At 72.4% G+C, this 25,856-nt stretch carries 23 protein-coding genes and 1 tRNA gene; 9 read left to right on the top strand and 15 right to left on the bottom strand.

Translation table 11 applies throughout. The annotated features are described in order from the left end of the window. Window positions 1-12 precede the first annotated feature (12 nt). The gene (locus tag ABZ911_RS36140) at window positions 13-1,938 is read right to left on the bottom strand and encodes a hypothetical protein (RefSeq protein ID WP_358066683.1); all 1,926 of its coding nucleotides are present in this window, start codon (window positions 1,936-1,938) and stop codon (window positions 13-15) included. 141 nt (window positions 1,939-2,079) lie between these two features. Between ABZ911_RS36140 and ABZ911_RS36145 the strand changes: the two genes are divergently transcribed. Continuing rightward, window positions 2,080-2,457, top strand: a complete 378-nt coding sequence (locus ABZ911_RS36145; RefSeq protein ID WP_358066686.1) for a hypothetical protein — start codon at window positions 2,080-2,082, stop codon at window positions 2,455-2,457. 104 nt (window positions 2,458-2,561) lie between these two features. Here ABZ911_RS36145 and ABZ911_RS36150 read toward each other — a convergent pair whose 3' ends face one another. Next, complete coding sequence (locus tag ABZ911_RS36150) at window positions 2,562-4,886, bottom strand: DUF4132 domain-containing protein (RefSeq protein ID WP_358066689.1); 2,325 nt, start codon at window positions 4,884-4,886, stop codon at window positions 2,562-2,564. A gap of 82 nt (window positions 4,887-4,968) precedes the next feature. Then, window positions 4,969-7,956: a BTAD domain-containing putative transcriptional regulator gene (locus tag ABZ911_RS36155; RefSeq protein WP_358066692.1), complete on the bottom strand. Its 2,988-nt coding sequence runs from the start codon at window positions 7,954-7,956 to the stop codon at window positions 4,969-4,971. Window positions 7,957-8,116: 160 nt separating this feature from the next. On the opposite strand from ABZ911_RS36155, the gene ABZ911_RS36160 reads away from it, so the two are divergent. Continuing rightward, window positions 8,117-8,572, top strand: a complete 456-nt coding sequence (locus tag ABZ911_RS36160; RefSeq protein WP_358066694.1) for a hypothetical protein — start codon at window positions 8,117-8,119, stop codon at window positions 8,570-8,572. A 1,023-nt stretch (window positions 8,573-9,595) separates the two neighbouring features. Here ABZ911_RS36160 and ABZ911_RS36165 read toward each other — a convergent pair. The 5 genes from ABZ911_RS36165 to ABZ911_RS36185 all read right to left on the bottom strand — a co-directional run bounded on the left by ABZ911_RS36165 (window position 9,596) and on the right by ABZ911_RS36185 (window position 12,995). Continuing rightward, a tRNA-Lys gene (locus tag ABZ911_RS36165) sits at window positions 9,596-9,669 on the bottom strand. A gap of 45 nt (window positions 9,670-9,714) precedes the next feature. Continuing rightward, entirely contained in the window at window positions 9,715-10,638 is a 924-nt protein-coding gene (locus ABZ911_RS36170; protein WP_358066697.1) for a nucleoside hydrolase, read from the bottom strand. A gap of 271 nt (window positions 10,639-10,909) precedes the next feature. Further along, complete coding sequence (locus ABZ911_RS36175) at window positions 10,910-11,260, bottom strand: OsmC family protein (RefSeq protein WP_358066700.1); 351 nt, start codon at window positions 11,258-11,260, stop codon at window positions 10,910-10,912. 41 nt (window positions 11,261-11,301) lie between these two features. Then, on the bottom strand, window positions 11,302-12,318 hold the full coding sequence (locus tag ABZ911_RS36180; protein ID WP_358066703.1) for a HAMP domain-containing sensor histidine kinase: 1,017 nt from the start codon (window positions 12,316-12,318) through the stop codon (window positions 11,302-11,304). Further along, window positions 12,315-12,995, bottom strand: coding sequence for a response regulator transcription factor (locus ABZ911_RS36185; protein WP_358066706.1), 681 nt, complete (start codon window positions 12,993-12,995; stop codon window positions 12,315-12,317). Before ABZ911_RS36185 ends, ABZ911_RS36180 begins: the two co-directional genes overlap by 4 nt. Window positions 12,996-13,040: 45 nt before the next feature. On the opposite strand from ABZ911_RS36185, the gene ABZ911_RS36190 reads away from it, so the two are divergent. Then, entirely contained in the window at window positions 13,041-13,820 is a 780-nt protein-coding gene (locus tag ABZ911_RS36190; protein ID WP_358066709.1) for a hypothetical protein, read from the top strand. A 42-nt stretch (window positions 13,821-13,862) separates the two neighbouring features. On the opposite strand, the gene ABZ911_RS36195 is transcribed toward ABZ911_RS36190, so the two are convergent. Both ABZ911_RS36195 and ABZ911_RS36200 read right to left on the bottom strand, forming a co-directional pair. Then, the gene (locus ABZ911_RS36195; protein ID WP_358066712.1) at window positions 13,863-14,138 is read right to left on the bottom strand and encodes a hypothetical protein; all 276 of its coding nucleotides are present in this window, start codon (window positions 14,136-14,138) and stop codon (window positions 13,863-13,865) included. Between the two features lie 53 nt (window positions 14,139-14,191). Continuing rightward, window positions 14,192-15,199: an NADP-dependent oxidoreductase gene (locus tag ABZ911_RS36200; protein ID WP_358066715.1), complete on the bottom strand. Its 1,008-nt coding sequence runs from the start codon at window positions 15,197-15,199 to the stop codon at window positions 14,192-14,194. Window positions 15,200-15,250: 51 nt separating this feature from the next. On the opposite strand from ABZ911_RS36200, the gene ABZ911_RS36205 reads away from it, so the two are divergent. From ABZ911_RS36205 to ABZ911_RS36215, 3 genes are read left to right on the top strand one after another with little or no spacing between them, the layout of a single operon-like run. Continuing rightward, window positions 15,251-16,444 (top strand): cation:proton antiporter, encoded by a 1,194-nt coding sequence (locus ABZ911_RS36205; RefSeq protein ID WP_358066717.1) that lies wholly within the window; start codon window positions 15,251-15,253, stop codon window positions 16,442-16,444. After that, window positions 16,441-16,809 (top strand): phage holin family protein, encoded by a 369-nt coding sequence (locus tag ABZ911_RS36210; protein ID WP_358066720.1) that lies wholly within the window; start codon window positions 16,441-16,443, stop codon window positions 16,807-16,809. The genes ABZ911_RS36205 and ABZ911_RS36210 overlap by 4 nt, the downstream gene beginning before the upstream one ends. A gap of 4 nt (window positions 16,810-16,813) precedes the next feature. Further along, the gene (locus ABZ911_RS36215; RefSeq protein WP_358066723.1) at window positions 16,814-18,160 is read left to right on the top strand and encodes an aromatic amino acid ammonia-lyase; all 1,347 of its coding nucleotides are present in this window, start codon (window positions 16,814-16,816) and stop codon (window positions 18,158-18,160) included. On the opposite strand, the gene ABZ911_RS36220 is transcribed toward ABZ911_RS36215, so the two are convergent. Continuing rightward, the gene (locus ABZ911_RS36220; RefSeq protein ID WP_358066726.1) at window positions 18,141-19,139 is read right to left on the bottom strand and encodes a LacI family DNA-binding transcriptional regulator; all 999 of its coding nucleotides are present in this window, start codon (window positions 19,137-19,139) and stop codon (window positions 18,141-18,143) included. The two genes, ABZ911_RS36215 and ABZ911_RS36220, sit on opposite strands and share 20 nt — an antisense overlap. Before the next feature lie 163 nt (window positions 19,140-19,302). On the opposite strand from ABZ911_RS36220, the gene ABZ911_RS36225 reads away from it, so the two are divergent. Further along, window positions 19,303-20,163 (top strand): amidohydrolase, encoded by an 861-nt coding sequence (locus ABZ911_RS36225; RefSeq protein WP_358066729.1) that lies wholly within the window; start codon window positions 19,303-19,305, stop codon window positions 20,161-20,163. Further along, complete coding sequence (locus tag ABZ911_RS36230; RefSeq protein WP_358066732.1) at window positions 20,160-20,693, top strand: cysteine dioxygenase family protein; 534 nt, start codon at window positions 20,160-20,162, stop codon at window positions 20,691-20,693. Before ABZ911_RS36225 ends, ABZ911_RS36230 begins: the two co-directional genes overlap by 4 nt. Here ABZ911_RS36230 and ABZ911_RS36235 read toward each other — a convergent pair. Genes ABZ911_RS36235 through ABZ911_RS36245 form a run of 3 tightly spaced genes read right to left on the bottom strand, consistent with a single transcriptional unit; the run spans window position 20,648 to window position 23,553 of the window. Beyond that, window positions 20,648-21,682 (bottom strand): glycerophosphodiester phosphodiesterase family protein, encoded by a 1,035-nt coding sequence (locus ABZ911_RS36235; protein WP_358066735.1) that lies wholly within the window; start codon window positions 21,680-21,682, stop codon window positions 20,648-20,650. The two genes, ABZ911_RS36230 and ABZ911_RS36235, sit on opposite strands and share 46 nt — an antisense overlap. Before the next feature lie 10 nt (window positions 21,683-21,692). Beyond that, window positions 21,693-22,352: a hypothetical protein gene (locus ABZ911_RS36240; protein WP_358066737.1), complete on the bottom strand. Its 660-nt coding sequence runs from the start codon at window positions 22,350-22,352 to the stop codon at window positions 21,693-21,695. A 34-nt stretch (window positions 22,353-22,386) separates the two neighbouring features. Beyond that, the gene (locus ABZ911_RS36245) at window positions 22,387-23,553 is read right to left on the bottom strand and encodes an MFS transporter (RefSeq protein WP_358066740.1); all 1,167 of its coding nucleotides are present in this window, start codon (window positions 23,551-23,553) and stop codon (window positions 22,387-22,389) included. Between the two features lie 135 nt (window positions 23,554-23,688). Here ABZ911_RS36245 and ABZ911_RS36250 point away from each other — a divergent pair, with 135 nt between their 5' ends. Continuing rightward, window positions 23,689-24,687, top strand: a complete 999-nt coding sequence (locus ABZ911_RS36250; protein WP_358066743.1) for a LacI family DNA-binding transcriptional regulator — start codon at window positions 23,689-23,691, stop codon at window positions 24,685-24,687. Here ABZ911_RS36250 and ABZ911_RS36255 read toward each other — a convergent pair. Beyond that, the gene (locus ABZ911_RS36255; RefSeq protein ID WP_358066746.1) at window positions 24,649-25,827 is read right to left on the bottom strand and encodes an MFS transporter; all 1,179 of its coding nucleotides are present in this window, start codon (window positions 25,825-25,827) and stop codon (window positions 24,649-24,651) included. The genes ABZ911_RS36250 and ABZ911_RS36255 overlap by 39 nt on opposite strands. Between the last annotated feature and the right edge of the window lie 29 nt (window positions 25,828-25,856).

A 25,856-nucleotide genomic window follows, 5' to 3' on the forward strand; every position in this document is an offset into this window, starting at 1 on the left:
CCCGGGGGTGGTTCAGCGTGGCCGGTAGCTGCAGCGCAGGCCGGTCTGCACCGTGGCGCGAAGTTCGTCGCCGATCACCGGGTCCGCTGCGGCGATCCGGTTCACGGCCCGCCTGATCGCCTTGCCCACCGCGATCCTGGCCCGTTCCTCGTGCCCGGTGAAGCGTCGGGTGCGCCCGCCCATGCCGGTGGCCGCGGCCAGCTCGTCCACCAGCCACTCGCGTTCGGCCCGCAGCGCGGCGGCGCGCTCGGCGTCGTTCATCGCCTCCAGTTCCTCGATCTCGTCCTGCAGGGTGGCCAGGCGCTGCCGGTAGGTGCGCCTGGCCAGGTCGTCGAGGAGCGGCTGCGCCGAGGCGCCGTCGCCGTCGTCCGGCCCGCCGCCGGGTCCTGCGGCCAGGTCGCAGGCGCGGATCTCGCTGTCCGGGTTGGCGATCAGCGTCGCCAGGTGCCGCATGCCGACGCTCTGCTCGACGAGCGCCACCCGGCCGCCCAGCTCGATCCGCCACTGCCGCCCCCTGCGGCGGCACACGATCATCGGCGCCCGGACCTCTGCCGCCGCCCGGCAGGCGGGCAGCGCCATGCCCAGTTCCCCGGCCTCCCGGGTGGCGGTCTCCAGTTCGGCGCGTGCCCGCTCGTCGCGGGAGCCGTGGCGGATCGCCAGCGCCTGGCCGAGCCGCCAGCGGGACAGAACCGCCGCGGGCCAGTGGCCGAGCGCCAGGTTGTCGTGTACGGCGGCGCGCAGGTGCGCCGCCGCCGCGTCGGCGTCGCCCGTGGTGAGCGCGGCCACGCCGAGGGCCTGCCGGACCGAGCCGAAGCAGGTGACGCCCAGGCTGGCGATCATCGGCAGATCGGCGAAGGGGGCGAGCAGGGTGGCCGCCCGCGCGGCGGTGTCGGCGTCCGCCAGCAGGTGGGCCGCCTCCACCACCCCGCACATGGTGCTCAGCCAGCTGCTCGACCGGGGCAGGTCGGCCAGGTCCCGGCCGCGCAGGCGGGCCAGCATGGACACGGCCAGGCGCCGGTCGCCCGCGCTCGCCGCGGCCACCGCGAGGGCGGCGAAGTAGGCGTTGTCCACCGCGCTCAGCATCGGGGAGTTGACCAGCTCGGACAGCGTGGGCAGGAGTTCGGCGAGGCGGCCCTGGTACCAGCGGATCGAGGCGAGCTGCCCGCCGTACCAGCCGGTGGCGTCGATGTCGCCGGCCGCGGCGCCGCGTTCGGCGCAGGCGGCCGCGAGCTGTTCCGCCTGGGCGAGCCGGCCCGCCCGGACGGCGAGCATGACCTCCATGGCGCTGACCACGAACCCGACGGCCAGGTGATCCTCGGCCGCGAGCAGGCCGCGCAGCTCCGACAGGCAGCGCTCGGCGTGCGGGTCGGCGGCGGCGAACAGGTCGGCGGTCCGCCACAGCAGCCCCATGAGCAGGTCGCCGCGACGCCCGGTGAGCGGGGCCAGGCCGATCAGCTCCTCGGCCAGCTCCAGCCGCAGCGCGCCGTGGCCGGGTCCGAGCACGCAGTGGTGGGCCAGGCTCAGCGCCTCGGCCAGCGCCACAGGGTCGCCCACGGTCCTGGCCTCGGCGAGCACCGCGAAGATCGCGGCGTGCTCGCCCGCGCGGTAGTCGGCCTCCCCCGCCAGCCTGGCGCGCAACCTGAGCGCCGGCACGGATCTCGGGGGGACCATGGCCAGCGCCTGGTGCTGGCGGGCGCGCACCAGCGCCGCGTCCGCGGCCGTGCGGTGTTCGTGCACCCACACGCCGCCGAGCCCGAGGGCCGCGCGGGCCATCCCCGGGCCGTTCCCCAGGCGGTGCGCGGCGAGGTAGGCCGCGTCGAACCAGCGGCGGCCGTCCCGCAGGTTCCCCTCGACGGCGAGGGCCCGTTCTCCGGCCATGAGCGCGAACTCAACGTTCCCCTCGCAGGTCGATGGGCGGACATCCAGCTCCGGTGCCATGCGCGCGCCTCCTCCCAGGGTCCCCCGCCTGCCTCCAGTCAAGAGCACGCGCTTGCATCCGCCTTGACCACCACTTGCCCAAATGCCGTGGAACGGGATGGAACGCCCTACGGGGTGAACCGTTCTCCCCTGGAGGTCCCCATGACGCACTCGAACGACGAAGCTCCCCCGGCCCGCAAAGGCTGGTCCCGCCCGCCTCTGTGGCTCCGCCTGCTCGCCTTCCCGGTCGCCCTGCTGGCGTCACTGGCCGTGGCCGGCGAACGCGGGCTCGTCATGGGCCTCGCCGCCGGGACCCTGTACGGCCTGCAGGCGACGAGCCTGCTCATCTGGGACCGCATGGTCGCCTGGAGCGACGCGCACCCCTATCTCGACGACCTGGTCATCCTCCCCATCCTGTTCTTCACGCTCGCCACCTTCACCGACATGCCGCTGCTCTACTGCGCGCTGGCGTCACTGATCGGCACCCCCCTGGTCTTCCTCAGGGGATACCTCACGCGGCGCTCCACCCCGGCCTCCTGAAATCGCCCCCGTCGGGTCGTGGACCTGCTCGCCCGCCAGGGAACGCGCCAGTTCCTCGACATCGGCTCCACCCAGGAGCCGATGGGTGTCGTCGCCAGAGTCCCCTAGGCGAGCGCGCCGGCCTCCCACCGGCGGATCTGCCGGGTGATCGTGGGGTCGGTGATCTCCGTGTCCTTCGCCAGCAGCAGCGCCTTGCTGAGGATGATCGCCAGCACCCGGTCCCCCTCGAAGGGCAGGAACACCTGCCCGGCGCCGGTCTCGGCGGCCTGCTTGGGCACGATGCACAGGTACTCGTCGTTGGGCTCCATCAGGATGTTCCCCGACCCCAGGTGGATCCGGTAGGTCCTGAGCTCGCCCCGCACCCGCAGGAACCGCCCCTCCAGCTCGCACCGGTCACCGATCGCCAGCCTCGGCACCAGCCGTTCCAGCACCTCCCACCGGGTCCGCGCGCTCCCCGACAGCTCCCCGAACCCGTAGGAGGTCCAGTACTCGCGGAACCGCCCGTCCGGCCCCCCGTCCTGCCACTCCGGGTCGTTCCCCACACTGGCGACCCCGACGAACAGGTCCACGTCCCGCATGACCTCGCTGAACACCAGCGCGGGCACCTGCTCCAGCGGAAGCGGCCCCACCGGATCCTCGCCGTCGCGCAGCCACTGCTCGTACCCGCCGCCGCAGGCTTGGGCGTGGTTCTCGGGCGCGGTGAGGGGATAGAAGCGCACCTGGTCGGTGCCGAGCCGGAGGTAGGCGACCGAGTCGAGGGTGTCGGCGCCGTATTCGCCCCCGTCGCCCTCGACCCAGAACTCGGCCCGCAACCCCCAGTGAGGCAACTCCCGGACGGCCGGAGGACAGGTGTCGTCGACCGTCAGCCGCAGTTTGTTCCGCCAGCCGCGCAGCGCGGCCAGCGCGTGGAACTGGTGCTGGCGCAGGATGTGCGCCGCGTACCGGTTGGAGTAGACGCCCGTGTTCTCCTCGGCCGCCGTGAGCGGGTAGACCTCGCGGTGGGCCTGCTTGAACGGCTGGGTGATCGCGTGCCGCTCCAGCCAGTCCCGCCAGGCCGCCACCTCGCCCGCGTCCCGCCCGATCGGATGCCACAACCGCACCTCGGCGTCCCCGGCTGCGACGACCGGCGCGTCATCGATGCCGCGCAGCTCCCCGTCGGCGTACGCGCAGGGCACCTCGTCGACGAGCCAGATCAGCCGCCTGCCCAGCGTCCCGACCAGCGGATGGTCCACATACCGCGCCCGCCAGCTCCGGTACGGCCAGGCCCGCCGCGCCAGGAACTGCTGGTCAAGCCGTTCGACCTGCGCGGAGAGCATCTTGTCGATGTCCTTCACCGACGCCTTCAACTCGCCCAGCGCCTCCGCGTGGTCGCGGCGGACACCCGCCGGCGGCGCCTTCACCTCCCGCCCCGCCGCGTTCCGCCACCTGACGACCGCCCGGGAACCGGCCACGACCAGCTCCGCCGTCGCCTCCCCGAGCACCTCCGTCCTACGCCCGACCTCGGTCAGCCCATACGCCGGTACGGCCAGCTCCTCGACCTCCTCCCGGGACAGCCCCAGCGCCGCGGCCCGCGCGTCGAGGGCCGCGCCGAGCACCTTCAGCGTGCCCTTGTAGGTGATCCGGGTCGCCAGCCGGACAAGCTGGGCCAGCGCCGCCTCCCCCTCGGACCTGGACAGCGCGTACACGGCGGCGTTGGCCACCATGGGGTGCCGCGCACCGATCCCGGGCACCTTGCGCAGCGCCGTCTCGACCAGGTCCCCGAGCAACCGCGCACTGTCCGGCGACGCGGGCAGCAGGGCGAGCGTCCAGACCAGCCCGCGAACGCCGACCGCGTTGTACGGGTCGAACGCGGCATCGTCCAGATGGCGGTCAGGCAGGCTCCGCGGCCGCCCCACCAGGGCGAGCCACCCGGCGATCCTCGCCCGCGCGGCTTCCCGGCCCGCCGCGCCGAGCAGCAGCCGCGCCCGCTCCTCCCACTTGCCGGAGGGCTTGGCCGAGGTGGCGGTCATCGCGTGCGCCACCAGCTCCCGCCACTCCTCCCCCAGCACGGCCAGGTCGGCGAGCACCTGATCCGCCCAGACCTCGCCGGGGTTGAGCACGGGGAGGCCCAGGAGGGCGACCTGGTCGTGGAGCTCGCTCCCGGCCCGCAGGCGCTGCGCGGTACGCCGCATCACGCCCACCACCGCCCCCGGGAGCACGCGGCCCGCCTCCAGCCAGGCGCCGACCGCGCTGATGAGAAGGTCGTCGGCGAAGTACACCCCCATCCTGGCGGCTCGGCCGATGACCGCCTCCGCCAGGTCGAGGCGCCCGGTGAGCGGCACACCCTGGAGAAGGACAGGCATGTAGAGGTCGGCGTGCTTCAGCAGCGCGAGCGCCACGTCGATCCGGAGGTCCTCGAGATACTTCCGGAGGACACCGCTACGCCTCATGCCGCTCACCCGGGGTCGTCCCATCGACGCAGCTCACTCTCACCATGCCCGCGAAGTGTAGAGATCCGCTCCGACATTCCGCTCACAGGTCGCAGCCGCAGCCCCACCGCCGGCGCCAGGCGGTCAGTTCCGCCGCCTCACGCACGCCCGTTCTCGTAAAGGTGCGCAGGGCCGAACGCCACGGCTCGTGCGCGGACGCGCAGCCGTCGAGCCGGGCCCGCGCCGCCCCCAGGTCCCGGTGGGTGCGCGCGGTCCAGAGGTCGTGGTCCATCTCCTGCCAGGCGGCCAGGGCCAGGTGGAGGTGGTCGAGCGCGCGGTCTGGGCGTCCGGCCGCGAGGTGCGCCTCGCCGAGGGTGCGCAGGGCGAGAGCCGTACCGAAGCGGTCGCCCAGGTCGGTGCTCACGCCCAGGCCGGTGGCGAGCAGCCGCTCGGCCTCGTCGGTCCGCCCGGTGCGCAGCCAGACCTTGGCCAGGGCCTGGCCGGTGTAGCAGCACAGGTGCCGGTCGCCGAGCCCGGCCGCCCGCCGGTGCGCCTCCGCGCACCAGGTCTCCGCCCGCGCGAGGTCTCCTCTCGCCCGGAACACCAGGCCGATCCCGCGGAGGGCGATCACCTCCCCGGAGCGGTGCCCGGCCTTGCGGAAGGCCCGCGCCGCCGCGCCCAGCCGGGCCGCCGCCAACCGGTCCTCGCCCAGTTCCCGGTGCGCCGCGCCCAGGCCGTAGAGGGCGTGCGCGACGCCTTCCTCGTCGCCGAACTCCTGGCAGAGCAGCCGCGCCCGGGTGAGCAGCGGCATCGCCTCCCGGTGCTCGCCGAGCTCCTTGTGCGCGGTGCCCAGGCCGTTCAGCGCGTTCGCCTCGCCGCATTCGTCGCCGAGGTCCCGGTAGAGGAGGAGGGCCCGGGTGAAGTGCCGCTTGGCGTCGCCGAGCCGGTCCTCGCAGTAGCGCAGCTGTCCGAGCCCGCTCTCCACCGCCGCCTCGACGCGGTGGCTGCGGGCGGCGCGCGCGGACGCGTGGGCGGCGTCCAGCGCGCGGTTCCAGGGACCGAACCGGTTGTGCACAGCGAACAGCGCGTGCACCAGCGCCTCGATGAGGGCGTAGGCCAGCTCGTCGAACCCGGACTCCGCGACGCGCTCGACCAGGCCGACCAGGAACTCCTCCTCGTCGGCGAGCCAGTCGGGGCCGGGGACCACGGCGAGGTCGGCGGGCTCCGGCGGGCCGTGCAGCCTCGGCAGCGCCAGCGGCAGCCGCGTGGCCAGCGTCCCCATCATGCGCAGGCTGACCTCGGCCACCCGTTCGACCGCGGCGGCGATCTCCTCCGCCGGTTCCTCCGCCGCGGCCCGCTCGGCCGCGTACACCCGGACGAGGTCGTGGGTACGGCACCGCACCTCGGGCCCCCGGCCGCCGACGATCTCCAGGAGCCGATGGTCGACGAGTTCCTCGACCAGTTCGAGTGCCCGGTCGAGCGGCAGGTCGAGGAGCGCGGCGACGGCCCAGGGGGTGAACCCGGACGATCCCAGCAGGCTGATCAGCCGTAGCGCCCGCCGGTCGTCCGCCGCCAAACCCCGGAAACCGAGCGCGACGCTCGCGCGGACGTCCAGGTCGTCCACGGTCAGCTCGTCCAGGCGGCGGCGCTCGTCGGCGAGCCTGTGCACGAGGTCCGAGATCGCCCAGTGCGGGCGCGTGGCGAGGCGGGCGGCGGCGATGCGGACGGCCAGGGGCAGCCCGGCGCAGAGCCGTACGACCTCGGCGGCCGCGTCCGGCTCGGCCCTCATCCGCTCGGCGCCGGCGGCGCGGCTCAGCAGGTCCAGGCCCTCGGCGTCGGACAGGACCCGCATCTCGACCCGGGCGGTGCTCGGCAGCCCGGCCAGCCGGCGGCGGCTGGTGACGATCACGCCGCATCCCGGATCGCCCGGGATCAGGTGCCGGATCTGCTCCACGCTCCCGGCGTCGTCGAGGATGACGAGCAGGCGACGCCCGGACAGCGCCTGCCGGAACCGCGCCGCCATCTCGTCGAGGCCGGCGCTCTCGCCCGGCCCCTCGACGCCGAGGTTCCGGAGCAGGCGCTCCAGCGCCTCCAGCGGCGTCAGCGGGTGGGCTTCGGTCCCCCGCAGGCCCAGGTACAGCTGCCCGCCCGGATAGGACGCCCGAAGCCGGTGCGCCGCGCGCACGGCCAGAGTGCTCTTGCCGACACCGCCCTGCCCCGACACCACGACGACCGGTACGGCACCGCCCCCGGCCCGCGGTTCCCGCGCGGAGAGGTGCTTCTCGATCAGGACGAGCTCGTCGTCGCGCCCCACGAAGTCACCGATGTCGGACGGCAGCCTGCTCGGCGGCCCGGGCAGCAGCCGTATGTCGTCGGCGAGCACGCGCCGGTGCAGCTCGCGCAGCTCGGTGCCCGGCTCCAGGCCCAGTTCGGCGACGAGCTCCCGCCGGATCCGCTGGAAGATCTCCAGAGCCTCGGCCCTGCGGCCCGCCCGGTAGAGGGCGAGCATCAACTGGGCGCTGAACCGCTCGTGCAGCGAGTGCCTGCCGACCAGCTCGGACAGCTCCGGGATCAGCGTGGCGGCCCGGCCCAGCGCCAGCTCCGCCTCCGCGCACCTCTCCTGCGCGGCGAGGCGCGCCTGGGTGAGCCGATCCGCCTCGAGGACGAGCGGGAGACACTCCGGAAAGTCCGTGTACGGCTCGCCCCGCCACAGCGCGAGCGCCCTCCTGAAGTACTCGGCCGCCTGACCGGGGCGCCCTCCGGCGAGCGCGGCGTCCCCTTCACCGGCCAGCCGCTGGAACCGCAGCGCGTCCACCTGCTCATCGGAGGCGTCGATGGAGTAGGCGTCCCGGTGCCCGACGATGCGTTCCGGGCCGAGGGCGCGCCGCAGCCGGTACACGTAGAGCTGGATGTTGCGCCGGGCCGAGGGCGGTGGGTCGTCACCCCAGATGGCCTCGGTCAGCCAGTCGATCGGGGCCGGCCGGCCCGCCCGCGACAGGAGAAGCGCGAGCAGGAGACGCGGCTTACCCGCACCCCCGATGTCGATCTCCCCATCCGCCACGGCCAGCGGCCCAAGTATCCGGAACTCCACCCATGCCCCACGTCCGCGAATCTCCTGTCATCTCACCATCGTTCGCGGCAAAGCGCACTGTCAAGATCACCACATGGGTCGTAGCCCTGCCGATATACCGCCCGTATACCGAGACAGCCGATCCTCACCCCGAGCGCACTTCAGCGACACTGGGGGCACATTGAAGCGATCTCTCCACGCCGTGGTGGCGGCGGGCCTGACGCTCGCCACGGTGCTGCCTGCACCGTCGGCGGCCTCGGCATCGCCCCGGAACGGGATGGACGTCAAGTCCTACAAACTCCCCTACCTGCAGTACCCGGAGACCGGCAAGGCCAGGGCACAGCTTCGGAACGGCACGGTGACCTGGCGCAGGGACCGTGTCGAGAAGCGCGTGTGGGTCACGGTCTCCGGGCAGCTCCGCGACTCGGGTCCCGGCGACGGCCACTGCGCCCGGTTCGAGCTGTGGTCGGCGGCCCGCGGCAGGGGTGACGAGGTGGCCCGGACGAAGGAGTGCAACGGGGTCTGGCAGTCGAGGAGCCTGGCCGTCGGGGCCGGGGCCGGCGGCCGTGTCGTGCTCGCGCTCCGTACCGGCGGCTCGTCCGCGACGAGCGAGGAGCTCACGAATCCCTGGGGATGAGCCTCCCCCTCCTGACGAGTGGACCCCCCTCCGGTACGGCGGCCCGGAGGGGCGATCCAAAACAACTACGCGGGAGGTGTCATGTTGACAAAGGGTCCGCAGTTTCCGGGCCATGCCGGATTTCCGCCCGTTCCCGGTCGTGGATTCACCCGGCAACTCGTCTGAGCGATCCGCCCTGTTGAACTCCGGACCGTGACATGGAGCCGATTACCCATGACGGCCAGGGACACGTCGGTGACATTGCCCGGGTAGCCACTGAGACCGGAAATATCGTGCCATCTGGGTATTGTCCGAGGGTCCCGGACCAAGGTACTTCCATTTCCGGGGGCGCTACCGACGAACTTGTTGTTCCCCTGGAAGGCGGTGTCGATGCCGGCGCTGGAGCCGGGCTGTCCCGGGGGGCCCGCCGGTCCCGCAGGTCCAGCCGGCCCTGTGGGACCCGCCGGGCCAGGAGGGCAGTGGCAGGCTTTGTGCTTGCACTTGCGATGGTGGCGAGGGTGACAGCGGCCGGGCGCGTGGAGACCCGTCTTGTGGCGCGGCGGTGGTGAGACTTCCTCGGCGATCGTGTTGGAACCAGTGCCACTTTGAGCGTTCGCCGCAAGAGTGCTCAGTGTGCAGGCTGTCGCCACCACGACAATGGTCGCTCCTACGCGAAATCCTTTTCCGGCCCCTCCGGAGAAGTAAGCCATAAGTGGAATTCCTTTCTATGCCCGACCGAACCTTTCGAATAGCCATTTATGGGCTACCCTGCGGGCGCGCAGCACAATCCCGCCATTATTCGATCCGGTCGCCAACAATCTACAAAGCCTCACCAATAGCCAAAATGGCGCGCTTTATGCGTGTGTGCTGGGCTAGATGCCAGATGGCGACCATAAGTCGCGCTTGACGTTCTTCCATACCCATTTATCAGGGTTGAGCTTGGGAGAATACGGCGAAGGAAGAACATGACCTTTTGGGCCCGATGGATGCGCACAACGACGTAGGGCGTTCTCCGAAGTTCGGAGAACGCCCTACGTCATCGGGTGCGCCGCCAGGGACTCGAACCCCGGACCCGCTGATTAAGAGTCAGCTGCTCTAACCAACTGAGCTAGCGGCGCTTGCGACGGGAGTAACTGTAGCAGCAGCGAAGCACCGCTCGCACATCAGCCGAGACGCTCCCCCACCCTCCCGAAAGCCTCCACCACGAGGTCCCAGAAGCGCGGCACGTCGATGGACGTCGCCACCAGCGCGTTCGGCGTCCGGTCGCCCACGTTGAAGTCCGTCACCGTCATCCCGGCCGTGTGCCGCCCCAGGGTCTCCACCTCGACCACCGCCGGAACCACGGTCATCAACGACGGATCGATCACGTACGCCACGGCGCACGCGTCGTGGATCGCGGGCCCGCCCACGGCCGTCACCACGCCGTAGTAGCGGCAGCAGGGCACGACCAGGTCCGACAGCCGCCCGAGGTTCTCCATCCGCCGCAGCACCTCGGAGGTGACCAGCGCGGTCAGCGTGACGTCGAGGGGGACCATCGTCACCTGCCACCCCGCACCGAACACGATGGCCGCCGCCTCGGGGTCGGCGTGGATGTTGAACTCGGCGGCGGGCGTGGTGTTGCCCCGCGTGTAGGAGCCGCCCATGATGACCAGCGACCGGGCCCACTCCACGATCCTGGGCTCCCGCCGTACGGCCAGTGCCACGTTGGTCAGCGGCCCGACGGCCACCAGCGTGATCTCGCCGGGCGCGGCCCGCAGGGTGTCGATGATGAAGTCGGCCGCGTGCCCGTCGGCGACCGTGCGCACGGGCTCGGGCAGGATCACGTCGGCCAGGCCGCTCGCGCCGTGCACCCGGGCGGCGTGGATCCGCTCGCGCAGCAGGGCGCCCGCGCTGCCGGGGGTGATCGGCACGTCGCCGAGGTCGAGGAACTCCCGCAGGGCCAGCGCGTTGGCGGTGGTCAGGTGGAGGTCGACGTTGCCGCCCACGGTGGTGATCCCGACGATCTCCAGCGAAGGGGAGCCGTGCGCAAGCGTGATGGCCAGCGCGTCGTCGATACCAGGATCACAGTCAATCAGGACTTTGTGCACAAACCGGAGACTACATATGAATCCGGCCAGTCCGGTCCGAGCATGAATCGGAGCCGGGTAGTCCCCCAACTACCCGGCTCCGATCTACCGCGGTCCAGGCCGACACCTTCCCCCGAAGCGTCGGCGGTCCCGCTCGCAGACGACGGTCCCCCTCCGCGTCCGCATCGGCAAAAGTCTGCAAGTCAGTCGCAGCACCCTTGACCTGCTTAAACACTACAGAGCCGAATGCAACGGACTCGTCATGACGGAGTCGATTATGTCCCTAAACAGCCTAGGGGAGAGCCAAGCGGACGACCGTGCCCTCCTGAAGCGAGCGGCTGACCGTGCAGTACTTGTCGTGCACCCGCTCCGCGACCGCCCGGAAGACCTCGTCCGCCTGCTCCGACGGAACCTCCACGTCGTAGGTCACCGTGACCGGCCCGAGCAGGTTCGGCTCGACCTTCTCCGACTCGACCGTCATCGCCAGGCGCAGCAACCGGTGCCCGCGCTTCGCGGTCAGGGGCTCCACGGTGACGATGTTGCATCCGCCGACGGCCGCGAGCAGCAACTCGACCGGCGTGAACACCCCCTCCTCGTCACCACTGCCGATCGCCACGCGGGCGCCCCGGGAGTTGGTCGCCACGAAACCATCGTCAGTCCGCTCAACCCGCACATTCGCCATGTTCACGAACCTACCGGGAGAACCAGCCGCACCAGCGTGCCGCCTCCCGTCGCCGAGGAGGCGAGGACCGTGCCGCCGTGGCTGTCGACGACCTGCCGGACGATCGCCAGCCCCAGCCCGGAGCCGGGCCTCGCGCGGGCGCCGGGCGCACGGTAGAAGCGGTCGAAGACGTACGGCAGGTCGGCGGCGGGAATGCCGGGCCCGTGGTCGCGCACCTCCAGCACGCCCGACCGCAGCGACACCTCCACCTGCCCTCGGGCGGGGCCGTACTTCGCCGCGTTGTCGAGCAGGTTGGCCACCGCGCGGGCCAGCCGGTCGGCCACGCCGCGCACGGGGGTCGGCTCGACCGCGCAGGAGAACGTGGTCGACGGCCAGTGCGCGGCGGCCCGGTCGACCTGGCGCAGCACCAGCTCGTCCAGGCGCACCTCCTCCACCAGCGCGGCCGGCTCCTCGTCGCGGGCCAACTCGACCAGGTCGGCGACCAGGTGGGTGAGCTCCTCCAGGCCCGAGACCACGGCCCGGCCCACCTCGGCCCGCTCGCCCTCCGGCACGTCGCCCCTGACCAGCAGCTCGGCGTTGGTGCGCACCGCGGTCAGCGGCGTGCGCAGCTCGTGCGAGGCGTCGGCCACCAGCCGCTTCTGCGCCTTGGCCGAGCGCTCCAGCGCGTCCAGCATGGTGTTGAAGCTGGCGGCCAGCCTGCCGATCTCGTCGTCCCTGGCCACGGTGATGCGCAGGCCGAGGTCGCGGGTGACGGCGATCCGCCCGGCGGTCTGGGTGAGCGTGGACAGCGGTCGCAGCGACGCCCCGGCCGCCACCCAGCCGAACCCCGCGGCCAGCACCAGCCCGCCGGCCGCGACCGCGGCGAACGGCCAGCCGAACTCCGACTGCCAGCGCCCGATCTCCCCGACCACGCTCTCCGCCCGGCGGCACACCACGTAGTAGGCCACTCCGAGCACCGCGAGCACGCTCGTCGCGGCCGCGATCCCGGCGGCCAGCGCCAGCCTCAGATGCAGCTTCAATGCCCCTCCCGCACCACGTACCCGAGGCCGTGCACGGTCTGGATCAGCCGTGCCTCGCCGCCCTGCTCGGTCTTGCGCCGCAGGTAGCGGATGTAGACCTCCAGCGAGTTGGACCCGGGGGTGAAGTCGTAGCCCCAGATGCGCTCCAGGATGAGCTCCCTGGTCAGCACGTTTCCCGCGTTGCGTAGCAGCAGTTCGAGGAGCGCCGCCTCGGTGCGGGTGAGGTCGAAGACCCGTCCCGCCCGCCGGGCCTGCCGGGTCTCCACGTTGAGCGCGAGCCCGCCGTACTCCAGGGCGCCGCCGGAGGCCGAGGTACGGCGCAGCAGCGCCCGCACCCGCGCGAACAGCTCCTCCAGCGCGAACGGCTTGATCACGTAGTCGTCGGCGCCCGCGTCCAGCCCGGAGACCCGGTCGCCGACCCCGTCCAGCGCGGTCAGCATCAGCACCGGCGTCCGGTCGCCCTCCGCCCGCAGTCTGCGGCACACCTGCAGGCCGTCCATGTCGGGCATCATCACGTCGAGCACGATGAGGTCCGGCCGGTCCACCGCGGCCACCGCCAGCGCGGTGACCCCGTCGGCCACCGACGCCACCTGGTAGCCCTCCACCCGCAAAGCCCGCGCCACGGCGTCGCGCACCTGCGGCTCGTCGTCGACGACGAGAACGTCACCCTTACTCATGTCGTCTTCACGCAAATCTCATCTCCGTCGCGCATCGTCTCAGTCATGGCTACCAGCACGCTGACTCGCGAGGCGCCCCAGGAGAGAACGAACCAGCTCAGGGCCGCCCAGCACAAGTCCTTGTGGCCTGTCCTGTTCTGGGCGGGTGTGGCCGTCGGCCAGTTCGGCGCCATCCATCCCGGCTGGAGCTACCCGTGGCAGGCCAGCGCCTTCGCCGGCGCCGCGCTGCTGGTCACGCTCGGCCTGATCACCGTGCACGCGGCCGAGGGCTGGCTCAGCGAGGACGCCTGGCGACGACTGCGCCTGGCCGCCTACCTGTCCGGTTTCCTGATGGTCGCCCACCAGCTCACCACCAGCGCGTACGTGACCGGCCTCAGCCGCACCGGCTCGTTCCTGCTGTACGGCTCCGCGCTGATCGTGGCCGTCTGGACCCGCACCACCCGCTCGAACGCCCGCACCAGGTACGGCACGCTGCTGATCGCCTCAGGCACCGGCGTCGGCCGTATGCGCGCCACGCTGCGCGACGCCGAGCGCCCCGTGGTGGTCTACCGGGCCCGCGACGAGTACGAGGCCGCCTGCGCGGAGGAGTTGCGCGACCTGGCCGAGCGCCTGATCGTGGTGGAGGGCGCCGAGCACGACCCGCGCGCCAAGGAGTTGATGAGCGCTTCGGGCCTGTCCCGCCTGGTCCCGGATGTCGCCGACCGCGAGGTGTACGTCACCGGCCCGCGCGATTTCGCCAGATATGTCAGGGGCGCGCTCGCCAGGCTGGAGGTGCCCGCGAGGACGCCGAGGCCCCCGCTGTTCAAGGCACGGCAAAGGGCGTGATCCGGGCACGGCGGATCGGCGGAGGCCCGGCTCACGGACTGATCAGGCGTCGGGATGCTTGGTCAGGTACTCGACGTAGACCGGCCGCAACGCCTCTCCCAGGTGGCCCTCGCCCGCGCTCATGGCATCGCTGAGCAGCGCGGAGACCCTGCTCAGGTCGTTGGCGGCCTCGCCGGAGTGCCCACTCGCCACCTCGGCGGCCGGGATCTTGCTGAGCAGGTCCCACAGGAACCCGAAGTCCCCGTGGCGCACCGCGTAGCGCACAGCCCTTTCGTGCAGTTCGCTGGCCGGCAGTGAATCGAGAGCCTCACTGTCCATGTCACTCCCTCCCCTTGACCGCTTCTCCCCCTGAATCGGCCTCATTAACGCCATCAAAGGCGAACGATCATCTTTCCGGTGTTTGCGCCGTGCAGCATGTCGAGGAACGCCTGGGGCGTGTTCTCCAGCCCGTCGACCACGGTCTCCCTGAAGACGAGCCTGCCGTCGCGCAGCCAGCCGCCGACGTCGCGGACCAGGTCGGGCATGCGGGCGGCGTGGTCGCGCACGAGCATGCCGCGCATGGTGATCCGCTTGCCGATGAGCTGCCCGAGGTTGCGCGGCGCGCACGGCGGCTCGGTCGCGTTGTAGGTCGCGATCATGCCGCAGACGGCGATCCGGCCGTGGATGTTCATCGCGCCGATGGCCGCCTCCAGGTGGTCGGCGCCCACGTTGTCGAAGTAGACGTCGATCCCGTCGGGGGCCGCCTCCGCGAGTTGCTCGGCGACCGGCGCCCGCTTGTAGTCGAAGGCGGCGTCGAAGCCCAGCGTGCCGGTGAGATAGTCGACCTTCTTCGCCGATCCCGCGCTGCCGATCACCCTGGCGGCGCCCTTCAGCCTGGCGATCTGCCCGACGATGCCGCCGACCGCGCCCGCCGCGCCGGAGACGAACACCACGTCGCCCTCCTTGAACGCGGCCACGTCCAGCAGCCCCGCGTACGCCGTCAGGCCCGGCATGCCGAGCGCGCCCAGGTAGACGGAGAGCGGCAGCCCGGGGACCGGCTCGATCTGGCGGGCGTCGGTGCCGTCCACTACGGCGTGCTCGCGCCAGCCGTACCCGTGGAGCACCAGGTCGCCGGGCGCCAGCGCGGGGGTGCGCGAGTCGATCACCTTGCCCACCGCGCCGCCCATCATCACCTTCCCGACCTCGTACGGCGGCGTGTAGGACTTCGCCTCGCTCATCCGCCCGCGCATGTAGGGGTCCACCGACAGGTACAGGTTGCGGACCAGCGCCTGACCTTCGCCGAGCTCCGGCAGGTCTGCGGTGACCAGGTCGAACGTCTCGGCGGTCGGCCAACCGCTCGGCCGCGACGCCAGACGGATCTCCCGCGTGCGATTCTCCATGTTCCCCACCGTAGGCGACTACAAAGAGTGACCGAGGGGCACACCACGTGTATGTCCGACAGCGCGTTGACGAGCGTCCTGGTCGTCGTGCTCGCCGGCATGCTGGCGCCGGTGCTGGCCGGCTGGGTCAGGATGCCCGGCGTGGTGCTGGAGATCCTGCTCGGCGTGCTCGCCGGGCCCGTGGTGCTCGGCTGGGTCGTGATGGACGTCGTGGTCGACGCCTTCGCCCAGTTCGGGCTGGCCATGCTGCTGTTCATGGCCGGTTACGAGATCGAGTTCGACCGGATCAAGGGCAGGCCGATCAGGCTGGCGACCATCGGGTGGTTCGTCTCGCTGGTCCTGGGCGTGAGCTTCGGGCTGGCCACGCAGGGGTTCGGCATCGCGGGCCAGGTGGTCGGGCTGGCCGTCACCACGACCGCGCTCGGCACCATCCTGCCGATGGTCCGGGACGCGGGCGCGCTGCCCACCCCGTTCGGCGGGCGGGTGCTGGCGATCGGCGCGCTGGGCGAGTTCGGGCCGATCGTGGCGATGGCGTTCGTCTTCTCCGAGGACGCCAGGAAGCTGCACACGCTCATCCCCATCGTCCTGTTCACGCTGATCGCGCTGGTCGCCGCCGTCATGGCCGCCCGCCCCCGCCACCCGATGCTCGCCCAGCTCGTCACCGCGACCATGGGCGGCAGCGGCCAGCTCGCCGTCCGCCTGGTCATGTTCACGCTGGTCGGCATGCTGTGGATCGCCGAGAAGTTCGGGCTGGACGTGCTGCTCGGCGCGTTCGCGGCGGGCATCGTGGTACGGCTGGCGATGGAGGCGGGCTCGCCCGTCGAGGGACACGTCGTCTCCGCCAAGCTGGACGCCATCGGCTTCGGCTTCCTGATCCCGTTCTTCTTCGTGGTCAGCGGCGTCAAGCTCGACCTGAGGTCACTGGTCGCCAGTCCGGCCAGCCTGCTGCTGATCCCGATCTTCCTGCTGCTGTTCCTGCTGGTCCGCGGCCTGCCCACGTATGTGTTGCACCGCCGGGACCCGGCGCTGCGGCCCGGCGAGGCCAAGGCGCTCGCGCTGTTCGCCGCCGCGGGCCTCCCGCTGATCGTGGTGCTCACCACCGCCGGCGTCGAGGCCGGGGCCATCACCTCCGGCACTGCCGCCGCCATGGTCACCGCCGGGGTCCTCAGCGTGATGCTCTATCCCCTGGCGGCCCTGCGCCTCTATCGAACCCCCGGCCAGAAGTGCGAGGATGCTGTCGCGTGAAGTTCATCATCAAAATCCTGGTAGTCGCGGTCTCCCTCTGGGTAGCCGCCCAACTCCTGGACGGCATCGAGATCACCACCACGACCACGGCCAAGTACTGGGGAACCCTGGTCGTCGTGTCACTGATCTTCGGTGTCATCAACGCCGTCCTCAAGCCGATCATCCAGACGATCGGCTGCGCCTTCTACGTGCTGACACTCGGACTGTTCGCCCTGGTGGTGAACGCGGGTCTGCTGCTGCTGACGAGCTGGATCGCCGAGCAGCTCAACGTCCCCTTCCACGTCGACGACTTCTGGACGGCCCTGCTGGGCGGCATCATCGTGGCCGTGGTCAGCTGGCTGCTCGACCTGATCATCCCCGACTAGTCCCATGCGCCTCGACGGTTCCGGTCTGACCTGCGCGCAGGTCTCCGCGGCGGCGTACGGCCGGGCGCCGGTCTCGATCGACTCCCTCGATCGGGCCCGGACCGCCTGGCGTACCGCCAGGTCGCTGTCCGGCGCCGTCTACGGCCAGACCACCGGGGTCGGCGCCAACAAGGACGTGGACGTGGCGGCGGGCGGGCTCGCCCTGCTCCGCAGCCACGCGGGAGGCGCCGGGCCGGTGGTCGAGGAGGTGCGGGCGCGGGCGATGCTCGTCGTCCGCCTCAACCAACTCCTGGCCGGCGGCTCGGGCGTGGACCCGCGTCTGCTGCCCGTGCTGGCCGACACGATCAACTCCGGCCGCACTCCTCCGATCCGCCGGTACGGCGCCATCGGCACCGGCGACCTCACCGCCCTGGCCACCACCGCCCTCTGTCTGCTGGGGGAGGTCCCCTGGCGGGCGCCCAGCTCGCCATCGGCCTTCGCCCCGCCCGCCGCCGAGCCGCGGTTCGCGCTGGCCTCCGGTGACGCGCTGCCATTCATCTCCTCCGGCGCGGCCACTCTGGGTGACGCGGCGCTGGCCTGTCACTCCCTCGGGCATCTGCTGGACGTCGCCGTCGACGTCGCCGCCCTCTCCTTCGTCGCCACCGGGGCGTCGGCCGAGCCGTTCGCCGGGGCCGTACAGGAGGCCAGGCCGCATCCGGGACAGGCGGTCACGGCCGCGCGCCTGCGCGGCCTGCTCTCCCGGGAGCACGCCACCAGAATCCAGGACCCGTACGGCTACCGCGCCTTCGCGCAGGTGCACGGCGCGGCCGTGGACGCCCGCGAGCGAGCCGACCAGGTCGTCGCCGTCGACCTGAACGCCGCCACCGAGAACCCGCTGATCGCCGGCGACCTGGCCTGGCACAACGGCAACTTCCACTCGGCCCCGATCGCCCTGGCACTGGACGCCTTGCGCGCCGCCGTGGTCCCGACCGCCCAGCTCAGCACCGCCCGGCTGGCCACCCTGATGGACCCGGCCTACACCGGCCACCTGCCCTTCCTCGCGGCGACGCCCGGCGAGTCCGGCGTCATGATCCTGGAGTACATCGCCCAGGACGCCCTGGCGGAACTGCGGCACCTGGCCGCTCCCGTCACCGGCGCCACCGCCGTGATCTCCCGGGGGACCGAGGACCACGCCGGATTCGCCACCCAGGCGGCGAGACACGCCCTGCGCTGCGTCGAACCCCTGGAGATCATCCTGGCCTGCGAGCATGTGGCCTCCACCCGCGCCCTGAACCCCCCGCCCCCACCGGACCACCCGCTGGACGAGGCCCTCATCCAGGCCCGGCTCCGGCTCAGGCCGCAGGCGGGCTGACCGAGGCGCGTTCGCGGAGGGTGGGCAGTTGCACGACGCGGCGGCGGCGGGCGCCTCCGTCGGCCGCGGCGGAGACCAGGCGGACGGCGGCCCGGACGATGCCGCCGATGTTCCAGTCGACGGTGGTCAGGCCGGGGCTGAGCAGGCCGGACATGGGGTGGGCGTCGTAGCCCATCACCGAGACGTCGCCGGGGATGGACAGGCCGCGCTCGGCCGCCGCCGCGTACACCCCGTAGGCGATCGAGTCGGAGAAGCAGAACACGGCGGTGGGGCGGTCGCCGCCGAGCAGGCGGCCGGCGACCTCGGTGGCGGCGGCCAGGCCGTGCGGGGCGGTGGCCACCGTGATGTCGAGCCCCAGGCGCTCGCCCTCGGCGCTGACGTGCAGGTCGGCGGGGCGGTCGGGGGTGCTCGCCTTGGTGGGCGTGAGGACGCCGATGCGGTGGTGGCCGAGCGCGTGCAGGTGTTCGAGGGCGAGCGTCACGCCCTTGCGGTTGTCGAAGACCACCTCGCCCGCGGCGCCGGCCCCGGCCAGGCCGTCGCCGATGGTGACGACGGGCACGCTCTCGCAGAGCGCGGCCCAGAAGGTCGCCGCCGGATCGACCGGCTGCACGATCAGGCCGTCCACCCGCTGGTCGCGTAGCTGCTGGGCGAGCGTGCGCTCCCTGGCGGGGTCGCCCACGGCGTCGAGGATGAGCGCGTAGCGGTCCTTCTCGCGCAGGCCCCTGCTGATGCCGACGGCGAGCGACTGCTGCCACAGGTCCTCCAGCGAGCCGCAGAGCACGCCGATCATGCCGGTCTTGCCGCTGGCCAGGGCTCGGGCGATGGGGTCGGCCTCGTAGCCGAGCTCGGCGGCGGCGGCCCGCACCCGCTCCATCGTCTCCTCGGAGACCTGGAGACCGCGCAGCGCGTAGGACACGGCTGCCGGTGACAGTCCCGTGGCCTGGGCGACCTCTCGGATCGTCGCTCGTTTTCGAGGCATCACGCCAGCTTATTCCGCGACGCCGACAGATTGCCGGGCATGTTGACAGACTCTCTTGTGAAGCGGTTCACTGAAACGCATCACTGAATCGGTTCACAAGCCCGATTCCGCAGCGCAGCAGGTTTGCCTATATTCTTAGTAGGAAATAGAGGGAGGAGTGGTCGTGAGCATCGACGTGCACCAGCATGTCTGGACCCCGTCCTTCGTCGACGCGCTCCGCCGCCGCACGGCCCCGCCCTACCTCGACGGGTGGACGCTGCACCTCGACGGGGAGCCGCCGTACGAGGTGGACCCCGCCGACCACGACCCCGCCGTCCGGGAGACCGGTGACCTCGCCCTGGTCTCCCTGTCCAGCCCGCTGGGCATCGAGTTCCTCCCGCCCGAGCAGGCCTGGCCGCTGATCGACGCCTACCACGAGGGTGCCCTGGCGCTGCCCGGACGGTTCGGCGCGTGGGCCGCGACCTGCCACAGCGAGCCCGACCCCGGCCGCCTGGCCCACGACCTCGACCGGGGCTTCGCCGGGCTGCAGATCCCCGCCACCGCCGACCCCGACGACCGCCTGCTGGACCTCCTCGTGCAGCGCGACCTCCCGCTGTTCGTGCACCCGGGACCTGCCGCAGGGCGGCCAGGCCGGCCCGGGTGGTGGGCCGCCGTCGTGCCGTACGTGCAGCAGATGCACGAGGCGTGGCATCACTTCCACGCCGTGGTCCGGCCGCGGCACCCCGGGCTGCGGGTGTGCTTCGCGCTGCTGGCCGGGCTCGCGCCGCTGCACTCCGAACGGCTGATCGCCAGGGGCGGCACCGGTCGCGGCCAGGTCGACCCCGGCTTCTACCTGGAGACCTCCAGTTACGGCCCGCGCGCGATCGACGCGGTCGTCCGCGAACTCGGCATCGACGTCGTCGTCAACGGCTCCGACGCCCCCTACGCCACCGCCCCCGACCCCAGACTCGGCGCGGCGGCCGACCAGGCCATCCGCGTCACCAACCCCCGCCGCCTCCTAGGCCGAAAGGAGTCTCGTACGTGAACACGAACCAGCTCAAGGACGAGCGGACCTGCGCGGGGCTCCCCGAACGGACCCTGGACCGGCGGGAGTTGCGCGAGCTGGTGAACGACCTGGCCGCGAATCCGGAGGAGTGGCGGCAGGAGGTGGACTTCCCCGCCGACGGCGGCCGTCACTACGCCTCGCTCTACCGCGACGCCTACGTGGACGTCTGGCTGCTGTGCTGGCGGCCCGAGGACGACACGGGCTGGCACGACCACGACATCTCCTCGGGCGCAGTGCACGTGGTGCAGGGCGCGCTGCGGGAGTGCAACCCGCGCATCGGCGGCGAGCACCTGGAGACCGTCGTGCCCGAGGGGCAGTCGTTCTCCTTCGGCCCCGACCACATCCACCGGCTCACCGGGGCGGTGGACCGCAGCGTGTCCATCCACGCGTACTCACCGCCGCTGTGGCGGCTCGGGCAGTACTCCATCGACGAGTCCGGCGTGATGCGCCGGGTGTCGGTCAGCTACGCCGACGAGCTCCGCCCGCTGGACGACGTCGTCGTCGCCTGACCCCGTCCGGCGAGTACAGCACGGGCCAGGCCGGGGTCGTCGGCGAACACGCCGTCGACCCCCAGCTCCACCAGCCTGGCCAACCACCCCATCACGTCCCCGGTGGCCTGAGCGTAGGCAGGGCTGGCCGGGTCGCCGAGCCGGTGGTCGAACGGGAGCTGGGCGTTCTCGTTGCGCACCGTCCACACGTGCACGTCCAGCCGCCCGCGGTGCGCGTCGGCGACCAGCGTGGTCGGCTCCCCCAGCCTGCCGTCCGGCCCGACGGGCACGACCCGGCGAGTGTCCACGCCGATCCCGGCGGCGTACTCGGCCACCTCGCGCAGCCCCTCGGGGGTGACCATGTCGTCGTAGGTGCGCGGGTCCCCGGCGGCCACCCAGTCGTACGGCGCCCCGCTCGCCCCGATGAGCTGGATGAGCGGCAGCCGCGTCCTGAGCCGGAGCTCGCGCAGGTTGGCCGTCTCGAACGACTGGATGAACACCTTCCGCAGCCCGGCCGACTCCAGCACCTCCAGCAGCGGCTCCTCCAGCGACAGGCCGATCGAGTCGAAGTAGCCGGGGTGCTTGGTCTCCGGGTAGACGCCCACGTCGTGCCGCCGCGCCAGCCGGACGATCTCCTCGAAGGTGGGGATCTCGGCCAGGCCGTCGAAGGCGGTGTTGCCGGGCCGCAGGTCGGGGATGCGCTCCTTGGCCCGCAGGGTCTTCAGCTCGGCGAGGGTGAAGTCCTCGGTGAACCAGCCGGTGACCGTCCGCCCGTCGATCGTCTTGGTGGCGCGCCTGGCCGCGAATTCCGGGCGGGCCGCGACGTCGGTCGTGCCGGAGATCTCGTTCTCGTGCCGGGCCACCAGGACGTGGTCCCTGGTGGCGACGAGGTCGGGCTCGATGTAGTCGGCGCCCAGGGCGATCGCGGCCTCGTAGGCGAGCAGGGTGTGCTCGGGCCGGTGCGCGCTGGCGCCCCGGTGGGCGATGACGATGGGCCGGTGCGGGATCATGCCAGGGAGGTTAGCGGCACCGGACGCAGCAGGTGGCGCACGGCTGGACGTCGGGCAGGGTGACCCACAGGCAGCAGGTCTTGCGCCGGTGGCCGTCGGCGGTGCGCTCGATGAGCCCGTCGACCGGCGCGCCGACGGCGGCGAGCAGCTCCATGTAGTCGGCCTGGACGAAGTGCCGCAGCGGGTGGGCGAACGCCTCGGCCGTGGACCCCCACAGCGTGCGCTGCCCGACCCTGGCCAGCGAGCTGATCGCGGCGACCAGCGGCGCCTGCCCGTCGAGCAGCGCGGCCCGGATGGCGGCGGCGTCGGAGGCGACGGACACGGCCGTGGCCCCGATGGTCAGCCCCGTGCCGGAGACCTTGACGTAGGTGTCGGCCAGCCGCATGATCGGCACCCGCCGCCCGAGCGCCCACCCGAGCGCCATCGGCACGGTGTGCCAGTACCCGTAGGACTTCCACAGCAGCGCCGCCCCGACATGCCGCGGCGCGTCCCAGCGCGCCGCCGTCTGCTCGACCAGCCCCCCGAGCAGCTCGTACGGCTCCCGCAGCAGCTCCGTCACCGGCGTCCACCCGTCGTCCGGTTCGACGAGGAGGCCGGGCGGCACGCCGAGCACGCCGCCGCGCTCGGCGGAGAGGCGTTCGAGGACGCCGGTCAACTCGGCGAGCGGCACGGGCAGGCCCTCCAGATAAAAAGGTTAGCCTTACCTAAGGTAGCAGAGGGCGACCGGCCATGACGCCTACGGTGAACTGGATCAGGCAGAGGGCGAGCCCGGCCAGCAGCGGCACCGTCCATCCGCCCGACACCTGCCGGAGCACGCCGATGAGCACCGGCCCGAGCGCGGCCAGCGCGTACCCGAACGACTGGGCCACCGCCGACAGCGCGGTGACCGAGGAGGCGTCCGGCGCGCGCAGCGTGATGATGAGCAGCGCGAGCGCGATCGAGGCGCCCTGGCCGAGCCCCAGCACGATCATCCACAGCCACGGGAGGGTCGTGGGCGCGAGCAGCACGCCCGCGTACCCGGCGATGGTCAGCACCGCCGCGGCGGCCACGTGCGGGACCTGCGAGCGGGCCCGGCCCGCGTGCGGCGGCACCGTCAGCGTGGCCGCGACCTGGGCCAGGTTAGTCAGGCCGAGCAGGTATCCGGCCTGGTCGGCGGGCAGCCCGGCCTCCTGGAAGATGGTCGGCAGCCAGGCGAGCACGATGTAGAAGGTGATCGACTGCAGGCCCATGAAGGCCGTGACGTACCAGGTGACGGGGCTGCGCATGAGGGCGGCGAAATGCCGCGGGCCGTTGCCGGGGCTCCGCTCGCTACGGAACGTCTGGGGCAGCCAGAGCGCGGCGGCGGCCAGGGCGGGCACGGCCAGCAGGGCGGAGGCGCCGCGCCAGTCGTAGCCGGTGGCCCGCTCCAGCGGGATCATCAGCGCGGAGGCCGCGGAGGCGCCCGCCACCAGGCCGGTGACGTAGACGGCCGTGTACACGCCGATCTTGCCGGGGAAGTGGTGTTTGACGATGCCGGGCATGGCGACGTTGAGGATGGCGATGGCGGTGCCCGCGACGGCCGCGCCCAGGTAGAGGAGGGGCGCCCCGTCGAGGCTGCGCACCGCGATCCCGGCGGCGAGCAGCAGCAGGGCGGCGAGCAGGGTCCGGTCGAGACCGATCCGCCTGGCCAGCATCGGGGTGAGGGCGCTGAACAGGCCGAGGCACACCACCATGACCGTGGTGATCGCGCCGCCGCCCGCCGGGGTCAGCCCCACATCGGTCATGATCTCGTCGAGCAGCGGCGAGATCCCCGCCAGGGCGGGGCGCATGTTCAGCGCGGCCAGGACGAACCCGGCGACCAGAAGGGCCGATCTCCACGGCGTCTCAGGCACGCGGGAAACGATATCTCCCGGCCGGGGACGGCTCATCGTTCACCTCTGGCCCGCTGGATCTGGGCGTGGACGCGACCACGCGCTGCGATCCCTGACAACGTTGTCCATGGTCCGCGGGTGAGAAATGATCCAGGTGTGAGACCGACGATGAAGGACGTGGCCGCCGCGGCCGGGGTGGCGCTGAAGACCGTGTCGAGGGTGGTCAACGACGAGCCCGGGGTGAACGCGACGACCGCCCAGCGGGTGCGGACGGCCATCGAGCGGCTCGGCTACAGCCGCAACGAGAGCGCGCGGGTGCTGCGGCGGGGCCGTACGTCCAGTGTCGGACTGGTCATCGAGGATGTCGCCGACCCGTTCTACTCCGGCGTCACCCGGGCCGTCGAGGACGTCGCGCTCAGGCACGGCAGCCTGGTGCTCAGCGGTTCCTCGGGCGAGCACCCGGCCAGGGAGCGCGAGCTGGTGCTCACCTTCTGCGCCCGGCGCGTCGACGGCCTGATCGTGGTACCCGCCGGATCCGACCACTCCTACCTGCGTCCCGAACTGGACGCGGGCACGCCCGCCGTGTTCCTCGACCGCCCTCCCGGCCCCGGCCTCGACGTGGACACGGTGCTGTGCGACAACGCGGGCGGCGCGCGGCTGGCCGTGGCGCACCTGCGCCGCCACGGTCACCGCCGCATCGCCTTCCTCGGCGACAGCCCGTCCATCTTCACGGCCGCCGAACGCCTGTACGGCTACCGCGACGCCCTCGGCGACCTGGCCGACGACCGCCTGGTCTCGATGGCCCCGCCCGGCCTCGACCGGCTGCGCGCCGACCTGGAGCGCATGCTGGCCCTCCCGGACCCGCCCACGGCGGTGTTCACCGGCAACGGCCGCCTCACCGTGACCGCCCTGCGCGCCCTGGCCGGACGGCGGCTGGCGCTGGTCGGCTTCGACGACTTCGAGCTGGCCGATCTGCTCACCCCCGGCGTCAGCGTGATCGCCCAGGACCCGGCGGGCCTCGGCCGGGCCGCCGCCGAGCTGCTGTTCCGCCGGATCGGCGGCGACCAGGGGCCCGCCGAGCACCTGACGCTGCCCGTCAGGCTCGTCCCGCGCGGCTCAGGGGAGCTCGGGGCGGAGCGGCCGGGCCAGGGCTAGCGCGGCGAGGATGGCCAGGCCCCCGGAGACGGCGATCGCCTGGTGCGTACCGGTCACCTCGGCCAGCCCGCCGACCAGGGCGGCGCCGACCGCCTGGCCGGTCATCAGGCCCGCCGACTGCAGGCCGAACGCCTGCCCGCGCACGTCTTCGGGCACCGCCGTCACGAAGCGGCGCTGCAACCCCAGTTGGTAGGCCATGCACCCGGCCGACAGCGCGGCGAGCGCGGCGGCGACCACCACGCCAGGCTGCAGCGCGAACCCCAGCCACGGCACCCCGATCATCGCGGCGAGCGGCAGCGACAGCCGCTCCCTGGTCCCCGGCGCGACGAACCGGCCCACCACGAACTCCCCCACGGCCATCCCGCAGGCCGCCGCCGCCAGCGCCACCCCGGCCGCCGCCCCCAGGTACGGCACCAGCACCGCCTCGGCCCCCGCCAGGAACATCACCGGCACCCACATCGCCAGCAGCAGCCCCCGCACCCGCCGGTCGGCCGCCAGCCCCCGGTTCACCCGCAGCGTGGTCCTGATCGTCCCCCGCCCGCCCGCGTTCCTGGCCGCCCGGTACGGCAGCCCGAACCTGAGCACCACCGCCGCCACGGCGGACAACCCCGCGGTGAGGGCCAGCGCGCCCGCCGGACCGGTCAGCGCGAGGATCCCGCCGCCCAGGGCCATCCCGCCGATCTGCGCGCTCGCCGAGGTCACCCCGAGCAGCGAGCGGGCCAGCACGAACGCGTCCCCGGGCAGCAGGTCGGGCAGCAGCGCGTTCCGCGCCGCGCCGAACACCGGCGAGAACAGCCCGCTGACCAGGACCAGCGCCAGCATCGCCCACACCGGCAGCCCCGCGAACGCCATCAGCAGGCACACCACCAGCCGGACCACCTCACCGGCGATCATGAGCCCGCGCGGCGGCAGGCGATCGGCCAGCGAGAGCAGGAACAGCCCGCCGAAGATGTACGGCAGCCAGCCCGCCATGTAGGCCGCCGCGGACAGGCCGGGCGAGCCGGTCCTGTCGTAGACCAGCACGGACAGGGCCAGCATCTTCACCGAGTCGCCGCCCACCAGCAGCGCGAAGCTGCCGAACAGCACCCGGAACTCCTTGACCGCGAACACGTCTTTGAACGTGGCTCCACGCTCGGACACCTCTGTCACACCTCCGATGCTCGGGGGGC

Origin of the sequence: Nonomuraea sp. NPDC046570 (assembly GCF_040645915.1) — a bacterium.
GTDB lineage: Bacteria > Actinomycetota > Actinomycetes > Streptosporangiales > Streptosporangiaceae > Nonomuraea.

Coding starts and splice junctions, on each gene's coding strand:
- ABZ911_RS36140 (WP_358066683.1), bottom strand. CDS start 1,938: ATGGCACCGGAGCTGGATGTCCGCCCATCGACCTGCGAGGGGAACGTT.
- ABZ911_RS36145 (WP_358066686.1), top strand. CDS start 2,080: ATGACGCACTCGAACGACGAAGCTCCCCCGGCCCGCAAAGGCTGGTCC.
- ABZ911_RS36150 (WP_358066689.1), bottom strand. CDS start 4,886: ATGAGGCGTAGCGGTGTCCTCCGGAAGTATCTCGAGGACCTCCGGATC.
- ABZ911_RS36185 (WP_358066706.1), bottom strand. CDS start 12,995: ATGAGTAAGGGTGACGTTCTCGTCGTCGACGACGAGCCGCAGGTGCGC.
- ABZ911_RS36190 (WP_358066709.1), top strand. CDS start 13,041: ATGGCTACCAGCACGCTGACTCGCGAGGCGCCCCAGGAGAGAACGAAC.
- ABZ911_RS36195 (WP_358066712.1), bottom strand. CDS start 14,138: ATGGACAGTGAGGCTCTCGATTCACTGCCGGCCAGCGAACTGCACGAA.
- ABZ911_RS36200 (WP_358066715.1), bottom strand. CDS start 15,199: ATGGAGAATCGCACGCGGGAGATCCGTCTGGCGTCGCGGCCGAGCGGT.
- ABZ911_RS36205 (WP_358066717.1), top strand. CDS start 15,251: ATGTCCGACAGCGCGTTGACGAGCGTCCTGGTCGTCGTGCTCGCCGGC.
- ABZ911_RS36215 (WP_358066723.1), top strand. CDS start 16,814: ATGCGCCTCGACGGTTCCGGTCTGACCTGCGCGCAGGTCTCCGCGGCG.
- ABZ911_RS36220 (WP_358066726.1), bottom strand. CDS start 19,139: ATGCCTCGAAAACGAGCGACGATCCGAGAGGTCGCCCAGGCCACGGGA.
- ABZ911_RS36235 (WP_358066735.1), bottom strand. CDS start 21,682: ATGATCCCGCACCGGCCCATCGTCATCGCCCACCGGGGCGCCAGCGCG.